This is a genomic window from Myceligenerans xiligouense, assembly GCF_003814695.1.
GTDB lineage: Bacteria > Actinomycetota > Actinomycetes > Actinomycetales > Cellulomonadaceae > Myceligenerans > Myceligenerans xiligouense.
In genome coordinates, this window is sequence record NZ_RKQZ01000001.1 from 690,906 (window position 1) to 707,496 (window position 16,591).

Consider the following 16,591-nt stretch of genomic DNA (forward strand, 5'->3'; position numbering starts at 1 on the left):
CCTCAGTCGTATGTCGCATGCTCCGGCAAGCCTTGTCCTATCCTGGGATCGTGAGCACAGGACGCAATGAACTGCACGACCTGGTCGACGAGTTGTCGGACGAGCAATTGCCTGGCGCGCTCTCAGACCTGCGACGTCACCTCTCGGTGGTGCGCGGTAGTTCGTGGCCGCCCGCGTGGTTCGGGAGTGCGGAATCGCCTGCCGGTATGAACGATGCCTCGGAGCGCATCGATGAGTTCCTCGCCGAGGGGTTCGGGCGTCGGTGATCGTCTGTGACACCGGGCCGCTCGTCGCGGCCGCCCTCAAGGACGACAAGCACTACTACTCGTCGGTCGAACTCTTCACGAGTGCTCGGCTGGCGGCGCGCAAGCTGCTGGTGCCGATCACGGTTGTCGCTGAGGTCGGGTATCTCCTGGAACGCTTCGCTGGGCCGAGGACCGAGGCGCGGTTCATCAGATCCCTGGCCGAGCGGGACTTCATTCCGATAGCGCTGGACACGGCCGATTTCGAGCGGATGGCAGAACTGATCGAGAAGTACGCGGACCTGCCTCTTGGAACGACTGACGCATCTGTGATCGCGGTTGCCGAGCGACTGGATGTCGATGAGGTCGCGACTCTTGATCGAAGGCATTTCACTGTGGTCAGGCCTCGCAATGGTGCCGCGTTCTCGCTGCTTCCCGAGGTTCTCTGAGAGCCGAGCGGGAACGCGGCTCAGACAGGACGCAGGCGGCGTGGGTCCCGGTTTCAGGATCCACGCCGCCTGCGTTCCCGGCGGTGGAGGGTCAGGGGTCCGAGCGCTTCAGTCGGACGCCGCCCGCAATCAGGATGAGCGCCGTGTAGCCCGCGAGGACGCTGAGGCCGACCCATGGGTCCAGCATTTCGACGCCGGCCATGTCGGCCATCATCTCCTGTTCGGCTCCGCCTGCCGCAGTGATCTGCGAACCCGCGATGTCGGGCAGGAACTTGTAGACCGTGCCGATCCACTCGTACTGGCTGGCACCGAAGAGCGCGAAGCTGAACGCCGTGGAAAGCACGAGGAAGATCGCCACGACGGTGAAGATCGCGCCCGCCGTGTGGCGGATCAGCGCGCCCAGGCCGTAGGCGAACAGCGCGATGAGCGTCACGTACAGCACCGTGCCGTAGAGGACGCGCAGATCTGTGCTGTCCGTGAGATCGACCGATCCGGCCTCGGGTAGCAGCGGCAGCGTGACCAGCCAGGCGAGGGCAAGGGAGAGCGCGGTGAGGCTTGCCGCCACGAGAGCGAGCACCACACCCTTCGCGACGTAGGCATCGAGCCGTCTCGGAGACGAGGCGAAGGTCGAGCGGATCATCCCGGTGGAGTACTCGCCGGTGATGATCATGCAACCCAGTACGGCGACCACGAGTGAGGCGAAGCCGTATCCACTGACGATCGCGGAGGCTCCACCGAGCATTTCCGCGAAGGCGTCCCGCGCTGCGGGGTCGTCCATCTCCCGGCCGGCGAAGAACACCACGAGCGCGAGAGCTGTTGCCGTCCCGATCAGCACGACTGCGGTGGAAGCGAGTGTCCACCAGGTGGAGCGCAGCGACCAGAGCTTGATCCACTCCGAGCGGAGCAGGCGCCCGAAGGTCACCTTCTTCACCGTCACATCGGACGACGGGGTCCGGGGAGCGGGCGCTTCGAGTGTCGTCGTGCTCATCGGTCGTTCACCTCCTGCGAGGAACCTGCGGGAACCGTGCCGTCGGCGGAGTGCTTTCCGGGGTGCGGCGCCGTCGGGTGATCGGCGGGCGTCTCCGCCGGCCCGTCCGCGGGTGCGCCGGCCGTGACCGGCGCCCCGTCGGGCCGCGCCTCTCCCGCGCCTGCCAGGCTCTCCGAGCGGTACTCCACGGAGTCGGCCGTGAGGGACATGTACGCCTCCTCCAGCGTCGATTCGATCGGCGTGAGCTCGTGCAGCACGATCCGGCCCGCGGCGGCGAGCTCGCCCACCGACGCCGCGTCCGGGCCGCTGACCTCCAGGATGTCGGCCTCCGGGGTCTTGACCTGTGCGTCCTTCTCGCGCAGGAGCGCGGCCAGATCCCCCGCCTGCGGCGAGCGCACGCGGACGTGCTTGCGCTCCGACGCCGCGAGGAGGTCCTCGACGGACGTGTCGGCGAGGATGCGGCCCCGGCCGATGACGATGACGTGGTCCGCGGTGAGCGCGACCTCGCTCATCAGGTGGCTGGACAGGAAGACCGTGCGCCCCTCGGACGCGAGGTGCTTGGCGAGGTTGCGCACCCAGATGACGCCCTCGGGGTCGAGGCCGTTGACCGGCTCGTCGAGGATGAGCGTCTTCGGGTCGCCCAGGAGGGCGGCCGCGATGCCGAGGCGCTGCCCCATGCCGAGCGAGAACCCGCCGACGCGCTTCTTGGCGACGGACTCCAGCCCGGTCAGCTCGATGACGTCGTGCACGCGCTGCTGGGGGATGCCGTGCGTGGCGGCCAGGGCGCGGAGGTGGTTGAACGCGGAGCGGCCGGAGTGGACGGCCTTGGCCTCGAGCAGCGCGCCGACCTCGGCCAGCGGGCGCCCCAGCTTCGCGTAGGGCCGGCCGTTCACGGTGACGGTACCGGCGGTGGGCTTGTCCAGACCCATGATCATGCGCATGGTGGTGGACTTCCCGGCCCCGTTGGGGCCGAGGAAGCCGGTCACGCGGCCGGGCTGGACGGTGAAGGTGACGTGGTCGACGGCGGTCTTGGAGCCGTATCGCTTGGCGAGACCGTGGGCCTCGATCATGATGCGCTCCTCGTGGGTGAAGTCATGCTGTGGCTATCGCTCTCCGGATGCGGGGCGTCGGGTCGTCGGGGTCCGACGACGCCGGTACACCCCGACACTAGAGCGACTCACCGACACTCGTCACCGAAAGTCCGCGCGAATCATCCGGGAGGCGGACCGGTGTCATCCCATAGGCCTAGGCCGGCAAGTCGGTGGGCGTGTCCGGGAACTGTGGGGGTGTCGGCGACGTTCACTAGCATGGGTGCCACGACCAGGAGGAGCACATGAGCAACCCCGTCTTTTCAAACAGCGACGTCTTCGGTGAACCACGTCGCACCGGCGCGCCGCAGGGCGCCCGAGGTGGCACTGCCACCGCCCCCAACCCCTACTCCCAGTACGGCACGGCAGGTCAGGCGCCCATGGGCGCCGACCAGCTCGGCGCCATGTACGACGCGCCGTCGGCCACCCCGGCCGACACCAAGCGCCTGACGTACGACGACGTGATCATCAAGACCGGCGGGCTGCTGGCCCTGCTGGTGGTCGTCGCCGCGGCGACGTTCATGCTCGCGCCAGGTCTGGTGTGGGTCGGCCTGATCGGCGGCCTCGTGCTGGGTCTGGTCAACGCGTTCAAGAAGAACCCGTCGCCGTTCCTGATCACCGCGTACGCGGTGTTCCAGGGCATGTTCGTCGGTGGCATCTCGTTCGTGTTCAACGGCTACGAGGGCATCGTCTTCCAGGCGATCATCGGAACGGTGTCCGTGTTCGCCGGTTCCCTGTTCCTGTTCAAGACCGGCAAGATCCAGGTCACGCCCAAGTTCACGCGCTTCCTCATGATGGCGCTGATCGGCTACGCGCTGTTCTCGCTGATCAACCTCGTCCTCGTGTGGACCGATGCGCTCGGCGGTTTCGGCATGCGTAACGGCTGGCTGGGCATCGCCGTCGGTGCGTTCGCGATCGTGCTCGGGATCATGTCCCTCATGGTCGACTTCGACTTCATCAAGCGTGGTGTCGAGGAGGGAATCCCGGCGAAGTTCGCGTGGACCGCGGCGTTCGGACTGATCGTCACGCTGGTCTGGCTGTACACCGAGATCCTGCGTCTGCTGGCGATCATCAACATCTTCAGCGGCGACTGACCGCTCGCTGAGTCACCCACGACGACGGCCCGGGTTCCTTCACTCGTGAAGGAACCCGGGCCGTCGTCGTCCCCCGGACCGCTCAGGACTCGTCGGTGTGGCCGAAGTAGTCGCTCTGGTGCTCGCCCTGCTCGGCGCGGATCACGTGCATCACCGCGTTGATCAGGGCGAGGTGGGTGAACGCCTGCGGGAAGTTTCCGAGGTGCCGCCCGCTCGACGGGTCGATCTCCTCGGCGTAGAGGTTCAGCGAGGACGCGAACGACAGCAGCCGCTCGCACAGCGCCTTGGCCCGCTCCAGCTCGCCGATCTCCACGAGCGCGGACACCAGCCAGAACGAGCAGATCGTGAAGGTGCCCTCCTCGCCGGCCAGGCCGTCGTCGGTCTCCTCGACGCGGTAGCGCAGCACCAGCCCGTCCACGGTCAGCTCGTCGGCGATGGCGAGGACCGTGGCGCGCACGCTCTCGTGGTCCGGCGGGAGGAACCGCAGCAACGGGACGAGCAGGAGGGACGCGTCGAGCGCGGGGTCGCCGTAGCGCTGCGTGAACACGCCGCGCTCGTCGACGCCCTTGGCGAGGATGTCGGCCCGGATCTCGTCGGCGATCTTCTGCCACTGCTCGGCGTAGTCGTGCTCGTCGTACAGCCGCGCCAGCTTGGCGCCGCGGTCCATCGCGACCCAGCACATCAGCTTCGACGAGGTGAAGTGCTGTGGCTCCCCGCGCACCTCCCAGATGCCGCGATCCGGCTTGTGCCAGTGCTTCGCGGCCTCCTCGACCTGGCGCTTGAGGATGGGCCAGAGCGACTCCGGTAGCTGCTCGCGCGAGCGCGTGTGCAGGTAGACGGAGTCGAGCACGGCTCCCCAGACGTCGTGCTGCTTCTGGTTGTACGCGCCGTTGCCGATCCGCACGGGGCGGGCGCCCTCGTACCCGGACAGGTGTGTGAGCTCGGCCTCCTCCAGGGTCTCCTCGCCGCCGACCCCGTACATGATCTGGAGCTGCTTGTTGTCACGGCACACGTCGTGGATGAACGCGAAGAAGTCGTTCGCCTCGCGGTCCAGTCCGAGCGTGTACAGGCCCCAGAGGGCGAACGTCGAGTCGCGGATCCAGGAGTACCGGTAGTCCCAGTTGCGTTCTCCGCCCGGGGTCTCGGGGAGCGACGTCGTCGCCGCCGCGATGAGCGCGCCGGTGGGGGAGTAGGTGAGTCCCTTCAGCGTGAGCGCGGAACGCTGCAGGTAGATGCGCCACGGGTGGTCGGGGAACTTGCCCTGGGTGATCCAGTCGCGCCAGTACTGCTCCGTGCGCCACATCGCGGCGGTCGCGTCGGTCCAGTTCTTCGGCGCGGGCTGCGAGCCCCACGACATCGCGACGAAGTGCGTGGTGCCCTCGGTCATCCGGGTGCGGGCGATGGCACGCCGGCCCTCGAGGCCGAAGCGCAGATCCGACGTCAGGCTGACGTCCGGGTTGTGCTTGCCCAGCCTCGCGGTGACGCTCGAGTAGCCGCTGTTGTCGTAGGACCAGGCCGGTTCGTTGCGCGCGTAGTTCGGGCGCGGCTCGCACATCACCTCGAGGTCGACCGTGCCGGACACGCACTTCACCGTGCGCAGCAGGATGTGTTCGGCGTCGTTGTCCGTCGGGGTGCGGCGATGCGTGCCGGACCGCTTCTCGACGTCGTGCCACGGGCCCATCAGCATCGCGTCGCGCACGACGAGCCAGCCGGTGGGCGTCTGCCAGGTGGTCTCCAGGATGAGCGTGCCCGGGATGTACCGGCGCGCGACCGGCACGCGGACCCCGTACGGGCTGAGGCGGAAGCGGCCGGCGCCCCGGTCCAGCAGCGCGGAGAAGATGCTGGCGGAGTCCGGGCGGGGAATGCACATCCACTCCACCGCGCCCGACGGCGCGATGAGGGCGTTGGCCTCGCAGTCCGAGAGGAAACCGTAGTCGGCGATCGACGGGAACTTGCTACGCCAGTCCCACGCCTGAGGCGACGCTCCGTCGCTGGAGGTGTGGCCCTTGATGGGGCGCTTGGGAGCGTCGGCACGCTTCTGCGGGTGCCGGCGGGCCGCCTGCGGGACCGCGGCCTCGGGTGAATCCGTCGTCATGGACTCAAGGGTTCCCCACGTCCGGTCACTTGGACAAACCATGGGCGGAGGCGTCGGACTTCTTTTGACAGCGCTGCCGCGCGGCAGCGGCCGCCGACTCCGCGATGACCTGAGGCGGAGCCGGCGAGCGCGTGGGTCGCCCTCAGCGGGTGCGGGGACGACGTGTTGCCAGGATCACGCCGCCCAGGCACAGCGCACCGCCCACGAGAACGATCGGGGCGGGGACCTCGTCGAGCAGCCACCAGGAGAGCAGCACCGCGATCGGCGGCACGGCGTAGGTGGTCGCGGACAGGCGGCCCGCCGTCGTGTGCGACAGCGCGTATCCCCAGGTGGCGAACGCGATGGCGGTGGGGAAAACGCCCAGGTAGATCACCCCGAGCGTGGCCGGGACGGGCGCCGCGACCACCTCCGTGACGAGCGTCCCGGCGAACGGCAGGGCAGCCACGGTGCCGGCGAGGCAGCCCAGCCAGGTCATGGTCAGGGCGTCGACCCGCGGCAGCATCCGCTTCTGCAGGAGGGTGCCCGCCGAGTACAGCACCGCCGCGGTGAGCCCGAGCAGTACGGCCCCGACGTCGGAGGTGCCCGACGACGACGCCCAGGCGATCACGGCCACGCCGGTGAACGCGATCCCGATCCCGGTCAGCAACCGCGCCGGGAACCCCTCGCCCAGCGCCAGCCCGGCGACCACCGCCGTGAGGATCGGCGCGAGCTGCACCAGGAGCGCCGCCGTTCCGGCGTCGAGCGTGCGCTCGGCCGCGTTCAGAGCGATGTTGTAGACACCGAACCACAGCACGCCCCACACGATCACGCCCGCGAGCAAGCGGCCGCGGGGGACCCGGAGCTTCCCCGCCACGCCCGCCAGGACGGTCAGGGCGAGGGTCCCGACGGCGATCCGCCCGAGCGTGAGCGCGCCGGGGGAGTAGTCGTGCCCGGCGGCCCGGATCCCGATGAACGCCGAGGCCCACAGGACGACCGTCACCCCGGCGGCGAGGGGGACCAGGTAGCGGGTGCGGGATCCGGACGGCTCGCCCGGACGAAGGTCCGGTGCTTCCGGGGCGAGGGCGGTGTTCATGTCGGGAGGATCGCCCGCATCCGCGGGTCGTGTCCGGCGGTTTTCGGACAGGGCATCGGCGGTCGTCATGCCACGATCGTGCCCCGGCGCAACCATCAAGCACAAGCGTCTTGTTCTGTACGACATTTCAGTATGGCTGTACGGTGGATTGATGCTCGACGTCCACCGCCTCCGCGTCTTCCGCTCCGTCGTCGCCAGCGGCTCGGTCACCGCCGCCGCGTCCAACCTCGGCTACACGTCGTCGGCCGTCAGCCAGCACCTCACCGCGCTGCAGCGCGAGACCGGCCTGACCCTCCTGGTCAAGGCCGGCCGCGGCCTACGCCCCACCGCCGCGGGGCTCGCCCTCGCGAAGGAGGCCGACGGCGTCCTCGAACGCCTCGGCGCCGCCGAGACCCTCGTCTCCGACCTGCGCGAGGGGCGCACGGGATCCCTCCGCATCGGCTACTTCGGATCGGTCGGAGCCTCCTGGCTGCCCGACGTCGTACGCCGGCTCACCACCGACTTCCCCGGACTGCGCCTCGACCTCGAACTCCGCGACGACATCCCCGACCAGCCCGAGCAGCGCCCCGACCTGCAACTCGTCGTCATGATGGCCGAGTACACGAGCGCCGCCGGCTTCACCGCGCACCACCTGCTGGACGACTCCTACGTCGCCGTCGTCCCCGCCCGGCACCGGTTCGCCGGCAAGGAGGAGATCGAGCTCGCCGACCTGGCCGACGAGCCCTGGATCGACAACGACTTCGCCCGGGGCTGGTGCCGCCGCAAGCTGCTGGAGGCGTGCGCCGCCGCCGGCTTCAGCCCCACCTTCCACGTCGAGGCCCACGACTACCCGACGGCGCTCGCGTTCGTGGACGCGGGCATCGGGCCCACCGTCCTGCCCGAGCTCGGCACGATCAGCCTCCCGCCGAACACGGTGCCGGTGCGGATCGTGCGCCCGACGCCGGTCCGGTCGGTGTACGTGGTGGTCGCGGACCCGGTCGCGGACGCGCCACCGGTCCGTGCCGCGATCGACGAGCTCCGCCGGGCGGCGGCCCGCGAGGCGGCCCGGCGCACCCCCCCACTCGAGCACGGAACCACGCCAGCCCGGCGTCATCCCTGACCCCGCAGACCCGCCGACCACGACAGTAACGTTGTTACGAAATTCCGTAACAACGTTACTGTCGTGGTCGGCGGCGTCAGGTGGTGACCGTGGCGGGCGCGGCCGCCCGCGCTCGCGACGTAGGGTGGAGCGGTTCGGGCGCCAGGTCCTTGGCGCCAACCCGACCGAGAGGCAATTCTCGTGACTACGCTCCCCACCGTCGAGTGGCAGGCCGGCGGCAAGCCGGCGCTCACCTTCCCCGAGGGCGACGCCCCAGCGGGCCTGCAGGTCCAGGTGCTCGAAGAGGGCAACGGGCCGGTCGTCGAGGCCGGCCGGACGATCGTCGTCGACTACCTGGGGCAGACCTGGGGCGGCGGTGTGTTCGACAACAGCTACGACCGCGGCACCACGATCGACTTCCCGATCGGCGTCGGCGCCGTGATCGGCGGCTGGGACAAGGGCCTGGTGGGCCGGAACGTCGGCGACAAGGTGCTGCTGTCCATCCCGGCCGAGCACGGCTACGGCTCGCGCGGCGTCCCGCAGGCGGGCATCCCGGGCGGAGCGACGCTGGTGTTCGTCGTGGAGGTGAAGGGGGTCCAGTAGGCCCCAGGGGTCCAGGAGGACCCTCCCGGTGACAACGCCGTGGTGGGCGGTGGGAATCTTCCCACCGCCCACCTGGCGTTCCTACCCGTCGCGTGACGGCTCGCTGCGTCAGTTCGGGTAGCTGACCACCTGAGGGGAGCCGAACTCACCGACGACCGGATCGCCCGTGTCGTTGACGACGTGGTTGATGCCGCCCGAGCCGTCGAGGAACACGCTGGTCATGGAGCGGAGCATCACACCCTGTTGCTCGGGGACCTGGATGCCCGACTCCGCGCGGATGTCGATGCCGTTCCAGAAGTACGAGTAGACCCCCAGACCGGTGGCCTCGTGGCGGCGCACGTCGTCCGCGACGCGGTAGGACGCGTACCCGGGGCGGTCGCCGTCCATCCAGGCATCCTGGCTCGGCGGGTCGTAGGGCAGCTCGCTCTGGTAGAACACCGTGCGACCGTCCTCACCGTTCCAGATCGTCTGGTTCTCCTGGTAGTGCTCCACGAACAGGCCGGTAGCGGTGACACGGTCACCGTTGACGACGACGCCGTGCGCGCCCGTGTTGTCCTCCCAGCCGATGCCGTTGCCGTGGTCCCCGCGCCAGGCCCAGATGTGGTCCAGCAGCACGTCGTCGCTGTTCACCTCGATCGACGTGACCGCCTTGCCGACCCAGGGCCCGCCCACGCGGACGAAGACGTCGGTCAGCGTCGTCGGGTCGTCGGCGCCGTCCCGGTGGTGCTTGCCGTGTCCGTGACCGTGCCCCTTCCCCCACGACGGCGAGCACTTCTTCCCCACCCGCACCAGCACCTCGGACTCCGGCACGTTCGCGTCCACCGTGATCCCGGCGATGTGGATACCGGCCGCGTCACCGGTCACCAGCGCCGCGTTGCCGTCCGTCGGGGTGAGCGAGGCGTAGCCGAGGCCGAGCACCACGGTGTCGGCCCTCTTCACGCGGAGCGGGTCAGCCAGTTCGTACACGCCCGGCGTGAGGATCAGGTGCTTTCCCCTGCGCAGCTGCCGGTTGATCGATGCGGCCGAGTCGCGGTCGGCCCGGGCGACGTAGAAGTCGTCGAGCGGCAGCGACTCGCCGGCGCTCGCGTCGGTCGCCCAGTTCACGCCCGAGGTCCCCGTCCGGGCGTGCGGCGCGAAGACGCGCAGTTCGCCGTCGTCGGCCCGGTAGAGGAACGGCTTCTCGCGCGTGACGGGAGTCGTGTCGAGCGAGGTCTTGACGCCGACCGCGCCCTCGCCGGCCGGCTGGCCGAAGTCGGTGGCCGGGGCACCGTCGACACCCGAGAACACCATGTTCCAGACGCCGCCCTCCCAGGCGCCCACCGTGCTGTCGCGCGTGTACCACTGCTGCTGCGAGCCGGTGACGATGGTGCCCGCGACCCGCGAGTTCGCCAGGTAGCCGCCGGACGCGTACTCGCCGAACCGGCCGAACATCGTCAGGTCACCCTGGATGTCGACGCGGCGCAGCGGCGCGGCCTGCGAGACGGCGTAGCGCATCTGGTGCGGCTCGGCCACGCCGGCCGGGAAGGGGCGCGCGGCGTCCTCGGGCGTGGGGCGCTGGATGGGGTTGAACCCGAGGTTCCCCATGGACCGCCAGAAGCGGTTCAGCGAACCCGGTCCCGGGCAGTCCCACGGGTTGTCGGGGCACTCCACGTACGGTTCCACGTGGATCGCACCGTTGATCAGGACGTCGCCGGGCTCGGCGCCCAGGCCGTCGACGGACTCGTAGTAGCCCAGCTCGGCGTTGACGATGTCCTCGGCTGTGGCGGGGTCGTCCTCGCCCGCGGCGCTGCCGTACACGCCGGGCTCGAAGAACACCTGGTGCCGGTTCTGGCTGAACTCCGCCTCGTCGTTCACGGAGTCCAGGAACTCGTTGATCTCGTCCGTGGACCACGTCTCGTCGATGAACGTGACGTTCGGGCCGAAGTCCGGGTCCTCGGCCGCCGGGCCGTGTCCCGGGCCATGCCCGTGGCCGTGGCTGCCGTGGCCGCCGTGGCCGTGCTGGTCCGCGACGGCCGACGTCGGGAGCGTGGCGACCGCGCCTCCTGCGATCAGCGCCGTTGCCAGCGCGACGCCGATCCGGCGTCGTGCCCGGGGAGAGTGGGGTGTCATCGTCGACAGTCCTTTCCGCGCTCGGGAAGTCCGGGAACTCCCGAGCGTCGATGCTCGAGTCCGTTCCGGGCGAGCCTAGCGGCACAGTACTTACTTGTCAGTAAGAGATATTCGGGTGGTGGTGCCCCGCACCTACCCCTGGTCGCGCCGGATCGAGCGGGTCACCGTGAAGCGCCGGTCGCGGGCCACCTGCTCGGTGGGGCCGACGGCGCGGTCCAGCGCGGGCCGGTACCGCAGCGCGGAGTTGAACACCGTCCACAGCTCGCCGCCCGGCCGGAGCACCCGGCCGGCCGCCGCGAACATGCGGTGCGCGGCGTCGGTGCTGACCGCGGCCCGGTCGTGGAACGGCGGGTTGAGCAGCACGAGGTCGGCGCTCCCGTCGGGCAGGGACGAGCCGGCGTCGTCCCGCACGGTCCGGACGAGGTGCCCGACGCCGTTCGCCGCTGCCGTCGCCGCCGCCGAGGCCACCGCCGCCGCGCTGCGATCGGTCGCCACGACCTCGGCACCGCGCAGGGCAAGCGCGGTCGCCAGGATGCCGCTGCCGCACCCCAGATCGACGGCGAGCTGCCGCGCGGACGACGGCGGCCAGCCGCTCGACCGCGCGAGGAGAAGGCGCGTGCCACCGTCGAGCGTGCCGCCCCCGAACACCCCGCCGTGCGCGACGACGGTGACCGGGCCGTCGAAGCCGGGCACGTCGGGCAGCACCTCGCGCACCGGATACGTCAGCCGCCGCTCGCGGGCGCCGGGCACGGGGCCGCGGGCGACGAGGAGGCGTGACTTCCGCCGCGCGAGCGACGGCGTGACCTCGGAGAAGAGGGCGCCCAGCACGTCGTTCATCGCGTGCGTCATGTGCTTGACGCGCCCGCCCGCGTACAGCACGACGTCGTCGGCGGCGTGCCGGGCCACCTGCTCGGCGATCTCGGTGAGCTCCGCCAGGGACTTCGGGAGCTGGAGCAGCACGACGAGGGCGCCCCGCAGCAGCTCCGGCCCGAGAGGATGGTGGCCGAACGCACCGCGTCGCGCGACGAGCGCGTTGGCGCGCAGCGCGGCCTCCGCGTCGACCGGGTCCTGGTGGACGCGCACGTCACGTGCGCCCAGGGCGATCGCGCCCAGCGTGAGCGCGCCGAACCGGTCGCCGATCGTGACGACCTCGCCGGGGCCCGCCGACTCGATCGCGGCGCCGGCCTCCTCCAGCACCAGGCGGTCCGTCGCGTCGACCGCGACCGGGCCGTCGGCGCGGGAGCCGTCCTCGGGGTACGGGCGCAGGCCGTCGAGGAGGGAGGTGAGGGTGTCGGTCACGCCGGGCGCACTACGTCGCGGGGGTGTCGCGGTGCCGCTTGGTGGACTTGCTCTCGGCGCGCTCCTCGTCGGCGCGGACCCGCGCCTGCGTCTCGCGCTCCGCGACGAGCCACTCCGGCGGGTCGGCGCGCAGCTCGTCGATCTGCTCCGTGGTCAGTGGTTCCGTGACACCACCGCGTGCCAGGCCCGAGATGGAGATGCCCAGCCGGCCGGCGACGACGGGGCGCGGGTGCGGCCCGTTCCGCCGCAGCTCCGCCAGCCAGGCTGGCGGGTTCTTCTCGAGTTCTTCCAGCTCAGCGCGAGTGATGCCCTTCTCCTGGAACTCCGGTGGCGTCTCGGGGAGGAGGACGCCGAGCCGCTTGGCGGCGTTGATCGGCTTGATGACCTGTTGGGAGAAGGGGGTTGCCATGCCCCAAGAATATGCTTGCCTGGTGCCAGAGACCTTCCGCCTCGCCTACGTTCCAGGTGCCACGCCCGGCAAGTGGGCGAGAGTGTGGCGTGATCGGCTGCCCGACGTCGCCCTGGAGCTCGTCCAGGTCGACGCCGCGGACGCCCTCGCCGCGCTGCGGGACGGCCGCGCCGACATCGCGATCGCCCGGCTCCCCGTCGACACCGACGTCTTCTCCCGCATCCCGCTCTACGAGGAGGCCGCCGTGGTCTGCGTGCACCGGGAGCACCTCCTCGCGGCCCTGGAGCCGGAGGAGGCGGTGGCGCCCGCCGATCTCGCCGAGGAGACGGTGTGGCTGCCGCAGGACGACGTGCTCTACCAGGGACCCGGCGATCAGGTCCCGGAAGCGGCGAGGACGGCGGCCGCGGCGGTTCCCGGGCGGGAACCCGTCGATCCCGACGGCGTGCCCCTCGAACGGCCCGCCACGGCGGCGGACGCTCTGGCGGTCGTCGGAGCGGCCGCGGGGATCACCGTCCTGCCGATGTCGCTCGCCCGCCTGCACCATCGCAAGGACGTGGTCTACCGCCCGCTGGACGGGGGCCCGACGGCGCCGGTGGGACTCGTGTGGCCCATCGACCGGACCACCGACCTCGTCGAGGAGATGATCGGGATCGTGCGGGGGCGGACGGTCAACAGTTCGCGAGGCCGTGGACGCTCCCGGTCGTCGGGCGACGCCGACGCCGCGCGGGCCGGCGCATCGGCGTCGGCGCGGGACCGGGGGGCCGCTCGGGGCGGGAGACGGGGGGACCGCTCGTCGTCGGGCAACGCCCGAGGTCATGGCCGGGGTACGGCCCGTGGGAGGAAATCGGGTTCTTCGCCGAATCGGAGCAGCCGAAATAGGCGGAGAAAAGAAGATTGAGAACTAGTTTTCACCCTTCTTCGTTCGCGGTGACGGCACGGCGGGGCTAGCGTCGAATCGTTGCGCATCCAGCGTGACGACAATCGAAGGAGCACCCCCCACATGAACCGAATATCCGCACTGGGAGCCGTTGCGCTCCTGGCGGCGGGCCTGGGTGTCGCCCCGGCCGCCGCATCGCCCACCGCGTCGGACCGCGGTGCCTCCGTCGCCGCCGGTCAGAACGACAACGAACAGGTGTGCCCCGAGGAGGGGAAGTTCGAGGTCGATGACGGCCGAACCTCGATCGTGGTGACTGCCGACGAGGGCATGCTCATCTCCGGTTACTGCGTCAAGGCCGGATCGGCGATCCAGGAGGAAGGGCCTGAGTACGAGTACTTCGACCCGCCCGTCGACAAGGTGACGATCACGCACTCGTCCGGCAAGGAAATCAGCCACTACACGGTGTTCTACGTGCCGGTACCGACACCTACACCGACCCCGACACCGACACCGACGCCGACACCGACGCCGACTCCCACACCGGAGCCGACCCCGACGCCGACCCCGACGCCGACGCCGACTCCCACACCGGAGCCGACCCCGACCCCGACGCCGGAACCCACACCGGCCCCGACGCCGGAGCCGACGGAGAAGTCGATGCCGACCGAGGAGCCCACCGGGAGCCCGGCGACCGTCCCGGATGACCACGACGAGTTGTCCTCCACGGGTGTCGGGCCGGAGGCCGGCTACGCGCTGATCGCGCTCGCACTGGCCGGGGGAGGCATTTCCCTCCTGGCGCTGCGGCGTCGTCAGCTGACCTGATCCACCGGCACCACTGAACGCGGGCGTGGTCCCTCAGCCGTCGTCGCACGACGCGGCTGGGACCACGCCCGCCGCCGTTCTCGGCACCCGGGTCGGAGCGTGATCACGGGGCGCGGCGAAATCGAAGGTCAGACGTCGAATTGCCGGGCGGAAATGGGAGACTGAAAAGAAAGGGAACTAGCTGGTGCCCTTCTCCTTTTGCGGCTATGTCATCACGAAGGTAGCTTCGAGAGGGTCAGGTTTCGGTATCACGAGAAATCAAGGAGTATTCATGAACCGAACGAAGCGTCTATCTGCGCTGGGAGTTGCTGTACTCCTGGCAGGGGGACTGACCGTTGTTCCCGCGACGATCGCATCGGCCGCCGTGGGGGGCCTCGGCGCAACGCTTGCCACCGGCCAGAACGGTCAGGTGTGCCCGGAGGAGGGCAAGGTCGAGACGCCCGACGGGCCGCTGGAGGTGACCGTCACCGCTCCTGAGGGTGAGCTCATCTCCGGGTACTGCGTCAAGGCCGGGGAAGGTATCGAGGAAGTGACTCTCGACGACCCGGTGGCGAAATACACGATCGTGCCCACATCGGGCAAGGAGATCAGCCACTACACCCTGTTCTTCGTGCCGGCGCCCTCACCGACGCCGACTCCCACCGACTCGACGCCGACGCCTACTCCCACGGAGCCGACCGAGACCCCGAAGGTCGTCGACGGGGATCGCGACATGCTCGCCCGGACCGGAGTCGGCCCGGAAGTCGGCTACGCGCTGATCGCTCTCGCGCTGGCCGGTGGCGGCATCGCCGTTCTGGCGCTGCGGCGCCACCGCGCCTGACCTGACACCGACCGGCTCGATCGCGGGCGTGGTCCCTCATTCGCCGCACGACGCGGCGGAGGGGCCACGCCCGCAGCCGTGTGCCGCGGTCCGTCCTCGGTGTGGCTGTTGATGCCCCGAGAAAAGAAAAGAAACGGCAAAGAGGCTCTTCGGGTCACGGATGGCTTGTGGCCCGGGACTCTCCCGCCCCCCGCTCACCCTTCGAATGGGTGAAAAACGGCCTGATGGTCAGGCGTCCAACTTCCCAAGATATTCCGATAACGTCGGGCTTTGGTGTTTCCACGAATCGTCGATACTCTTCGGCCTGTTGCGCGCGTCGTGGCGCGACACCCAGCTGAAGGAGCACCCCCATGAACCGTATTGCCGCACTGGGAGCTGCCACGCTCCTCGCGCTCGGCCTGGGCGCCACCCCGGCCGCCGCCGCACCTGTCGCCTTCGAGGAAGGCCTGACCGTCATCGCCGCGAAGAACTCGGGCGCCACCTGTCCGAAGGACGGCAAGATCGACATCAAGGACGATTACGAGGGCGACCCCAAGGAGATCACGGTCACCGCGCCCGAGGGCCAGCTCATCACTGGCTACTGCGTCAAGGCCGGATCTGCCAAGCAGGGCGAAGGGCCGGAGTACGTCGAGTTCGACGAAGGTGACTACCGCACCAAGGTGACGATCACCCACTCGTCTGGCAAGGACATCAGCCACTACACCGTCTTCTACACCGACGGCACGTCACCGTCGCCGACGCCGTCCCCCTCGGACGAGCCGAGCGACGAGCCGTCGGACGAGCCGAGCGAAGAGCCTTCCGGCGAGCCCAGCCCGGAGCCGAGCGACGAGCCCAGCACGGAGCCGTCGGACGAGCCCAGCACGGAGCCCTCCACCGAGCCGAGCGACGAGGCCGAGTCGGACGAGGTGCTGGCAGCGACCGGTGCCGGCCCCGCCGTCGGCTACGCACTGCTCGCGCTCGCCCTGGCCGGCGGCGGTGCCGCACTGCTGGTGCTGCGCAAGCGCCGGATGTCCTGATCCGACTCCTGCGCATCTGAGTGATACCGCCGGGGCGGCGGCCTGATTCCCGGGTCACCGCCCCGGCGGAGCGCTTCCCGGCGATGGTTCGCGTTCGAGGAGGAACTCGTGCCAGGTAGCTGAGGAGACCGATGACATGAAGGCCACGGGCGGCACGGACCGCGAGGCCTCGGCCCCGGATTGGATGATGGACATCGACGCGTTGCTCGGGAACCTGGCGCACGCCGAAGAGGCGAAGGAATTGGCTTCCGAGGTCGCCGGCGTGTCCGCGGACCGGACGCCGTCAGGCGTCGGCCAGATCGCCGTGGTCGCGCTCGTCGTGATCGGGGTCGCCGGCGCCGCGGCCGTGGTGTCCCTGCTCAGCCGCAGGAGACGGCGGGGAGGCCCGGCCGGCGAACCGGTGCCGCCGGACGAGCCGCGTCCGGAACCGGGCCCGCGGCCCCGGCACGCGCCACCGACGTTCGTGGTCGACGACGCCTGCGGCGAGTTCCCGAGCATTCGCTGACCCGACGCGACATCCCGGCCGCTCG

Annotated in this window: 17 protein-coding genes; 10 read left to right on the plus strand and 7 right to left on the minus strand. The window is 70.2% G+C overall.

Translation table 11 applies throughout. From position 1 onward, the window contains the following. Positions 1-50: 50 nt before the first annotated feature. On the plus strand, positions 51-266 hold the full coding sequence (locus EDD34_RS02995; protein ID WP_123813253.1) for a hypothetical protein: 216 nt from the start codon (positions 51-53) through the stop codon (positions 264-266). Continuing rightward, entirely contained in the window at positions 263-691 is a 429-nt protein-coding gene (locus EDD34_RS03000; protein WP_123813254.1) for a type II toxin-antitoxin system VapC family toxin, read from the plus strand. The genes EDD34_RS02995 and EDD34_RS03000 overlap by 4 nt, the downstream gene beginning before the upstream one ends. A 91-nt stretch (positions 692-782) precedes the next feature. Here the strand turns inward: EDD34_RS03000 and EDD34_RS03005 are convergent, their stop codons facing one another. Further along, positions 783-1,679 (minus strand): ABC-2 transporter permease, encoded by an 897-nt coding sequence (locus EDD34_RS03005; RefSeq protein ID WP_123813255.1) that lies wholly within the window; start codon positions 1,677-1,679, stop codon positions 783-785. Then, positions 1,676-2,749, minus strand: coding sequence for an ABC transporter ATP-binding protein (locus EDD34_RS03010; protein WP_123813256.1), 1,074 nt, complete (start codon positions 2,747-2,749; stop codon positions 1,676-1,678). Before EDD34_RS03010 ends, EDD34_RS03005 begins: the two co-directional genes overlap by 4 nt. Before the next feature lie 263 nt (positions 2,750-3,012). On the opposite strand from EDD34_RS03010, the gene EDD34_RS03015 reads away from it, so the two are divergent. Beyond that, positions 3,013-3,861, plus strand: coding sequence for a Bax inhibitor-1/YccA family protein (locus EDD34_RS03015; protein ID WP_123813257.1), 849 nt, complete (start codon positions 3,013-3,015; stop codon positions 3,859-3,861). Between the two features lie 82 nt (positions 3,862-3,943). On the opposite strand, the gene EDD34_RS03020 is transcribed toward EDD34_RS03015, so the two are convergent. After that, positions 3,944-5,956: a glycoside hydrolase family 15 protein gene (locus tag EDD34_RS03020; protein ID WP_123813258.1), complete on the minus strand. Its 2,013-nt coding sequence runs from the start codon at positions 5,954-5,956 to the stop codon at positions 3,944-3,946. Positions 5,957-6,098: 142 nt separating this feature from the next. Beyond that, positions 6,099-7,028 carry a DMT family transporter gene (locus tag EDD34_RS03025; protein ID WP_123813259.1) on the minus strand — a complete coding sequence of 310 codons (930 nt, stop codon included), beginning with the start codon at positions 7,026-7,028 and terminating at the stop codon, positions 6,099-6,101. Positions 7,029-7,179: 151 nt separating this feature from the next. Between EDD34_RS03025 and EDD34_RS03030 the strand changes: the two genes are divergently transcribed. Then, positions 7,180-8,127, plus strand: coding sequence for a LysR family transcriptional regulator (locus EDD34_RS03030; RefSeq protein WP_123813260.1), 948 nt, complete (start codon positions 7,180-7,182; stop codon positions 8,125-8,127). Positions 8,128-8,307: 180 nt separating this feature from the next. Then, the gene (locus tag EDD34_RS03035) at positions 8,308-8,709 is read left to right on the plus strand and encodes an FKBP-type peptidyl-prolyl cis-trans isomerase (protein ID WP_207277143.1); all 402 of its coding nucleotides are present in this window, start codon (positions 8,308-8,310) and stop codon (positions 8,707-8,709) included. 108 nt (positions 8,710-8,817) lie between these two features. Here EDD34_RS03035 and EDD34_RS03040 read toward each other — a convergent pair whose 3' ends face one another. The 3 genes from EDD34_RS03040 to EDD34_RS03050 all read right to left on the minus strand — a co-directional run bounded on the left by EDD34_RS03040 (position 8,818) and on the right by EDD34_RS03050 (position 12,526). Then, positions 8,818-10,818, minus strand: a complete 2,001-nt coding sequence (locus EDD34_RS03040) for an adenylyl cyclase (RefSeq protein WP_123813262.1) — start codon at positions 10,816-10,818, stop codon at positions 8,818-8,820. 132 nt (positions 10,819-10,950) lie between these two features. Next, a complete protein-coding gene (locus EDD34_RS03045; protein WP_123813263.1) occupies positions 10,951-12,117 on the minus strand; it encodes a class I SAM-dependent methyltransferase in 1,167 nt (388 codons plus the stop codon). A 10-nt stretch (positions 12,118-12,127) separates the two neighbouring features. Continuing rightward, positions 12,128-12,526 (minus strand): DUF5997 family protein, encoded by a 399-nt coding sequence (locus EDD34_RS03050; protein WP_123813264.1) that lies wholly within the window; start codon positions 12,524-12,526, stop codon positions 12,128-12,130. A 22-nt stretch (positions 12,527-12,548) separates the two neighbouring features. Between EDD34_RS03050 and EDD34_RS03055 the strand changes: the two genes are divergently transcribed. From EDD34_RS03055 to EDD34_RS03075, 5 genes are all read left to right on the plus strand, one after another. After that, a complete protein-coding gene (locus EDD34_RS03055; protein WP_246012156.1) occupies positions 12,549-13,424 on the plus strand; it encodes a LysR substrate-binding domain-containing protein in 876 nt (291 codons plus the stop codon). A gap of 102 nt (positions 13,425-13,526) precedes the next feature. Then, complete coding sequence (locus EDD34_RS03060; RefSeq protein ID WP_123813266.1) at positions 13,527-14,225, plus strand: hypothetical protein; 699 nt, start codon at positions 13,527-13,529, stop codon at positions 14,223-14,225. Positions 14,226-14,496: 271 nt separating this feature from the next. After that, on the plus strand, positions 14,497-15,045 hold the full coding sequence (locus tag EDD34_RS03065) for a hypothetical protein (RefSeq protein WP_123813267.1): 549 nt from the start codon (positions 14,497-14,499) through the stop codon (positions 15,043-15,045). A gap of 350 nt (positions 15,046-15,395) precedes the next feature. Further along, positions 15,396-16,061, plus strand: coding sequence for a PT domain-containing protein (locus EDD34_RS20580; RefSeq protein WP_170176949.1), 666 nt, complete (start codon positions 15,396-15,398; stop codon positions 16,059-16,061). A gap of 136 nt (positions 16,062-16,197) precedes the next feature. Next, positions 16,198-16,566, plus strand: a complete 369-nt coding sequence (locus EDD34_RS03075; RefSeq protein WP_123813269.1) for a hypothetical protein — start codon at positions 16,198-16,200, stop codon at positions 16,564-16,566. The last annotated feature ends 25 nt before the right edge of the window (positions 16,567-16,591 follow it).

Coding starts and splice junctions, on each gene's coding strand:
- EDD34_RS03020 (WP_123813258.1), bottom strand. CDS start 5,956: ATGACGACGGATTCACCCGAGGCCGCGGTCCCGCAGGCGGCCCGCCGG.
- EDD34_RS03065 (WP_123813267.1), top strand. CDS start 14,497: ATGAACCGAACGAAGCGTCTATCTGCGCTGGGAGTTGCTGTACTCCTG.
- EDD34_RS03060 (WP_123813266.1), top strand. CDS start 13,527: ATGAACCGAATATCCGCACTGGGAGCCGTTGCGCTCCTGGCGGCGGGC.
- EDD34_RS03040 (WP_123813262.1), bottom strand. CDS start 10,818: ATGACACCCCACTCTCCCCGGGCACGACGCCGGATCGGCGTCGCGCTG.
- EDD34_RS20580 (WP_170176949.1), top strand. CDS start 15,396: ATGAACCGTATTGCCGCACTGGGAGCTGCCACGCTCCTCGCGCTCGGC.
- EDD34_RS03050 (WP_123813264.1), bottom strand. CDS start 12,526: ATGGCAACCCCCTTCTCCCAACAGGTCATCAAGCCGATCAACGCCGCC.
- EDD34_RS03015 (WP_123813257.1), top strand. CDS start 3,013: ATGAGCAACCCCGTCTTTTCAAACAGCGACGTCTTCGGTGAACCACGT.
- EDD34_RS03005 (WP_123813255.1), bottom strand. CDS start 1,679: ATGAGCACGACGACACTCGAAGCGCCCGCTCCCCGGACCCCGTCGTCC.
- EDD34_RS03030 (WP_123813260.1), top strand. CDS start 7,180: ATGCTCGACGTCCACCGCCTCCGCGTCTTCCGCTCCGTCGTCGCCAGC.
- EDD34_RS03075 (WP_123813269.1), top strand. CDS start 16,198: ATGAAGGCCACGGGCGGCACGGACCGCGAGGCCTCGGCCCCGGATTGG.
- EDD34_RS03025 (WP_123813259.1), bottom strand. CDS start 7,028: ATGAACACCGCCCTCGCCCCGGAAGCACCGGACCTTCGTCCGGGCGAG.
- EDD34_RS03010 (WP_123813256.1), bottom strand. CDS start 2,749: ATGATCGAGGCCCACGGTCTCGCCAAGCGATACGGCTCCAAGACCGCC.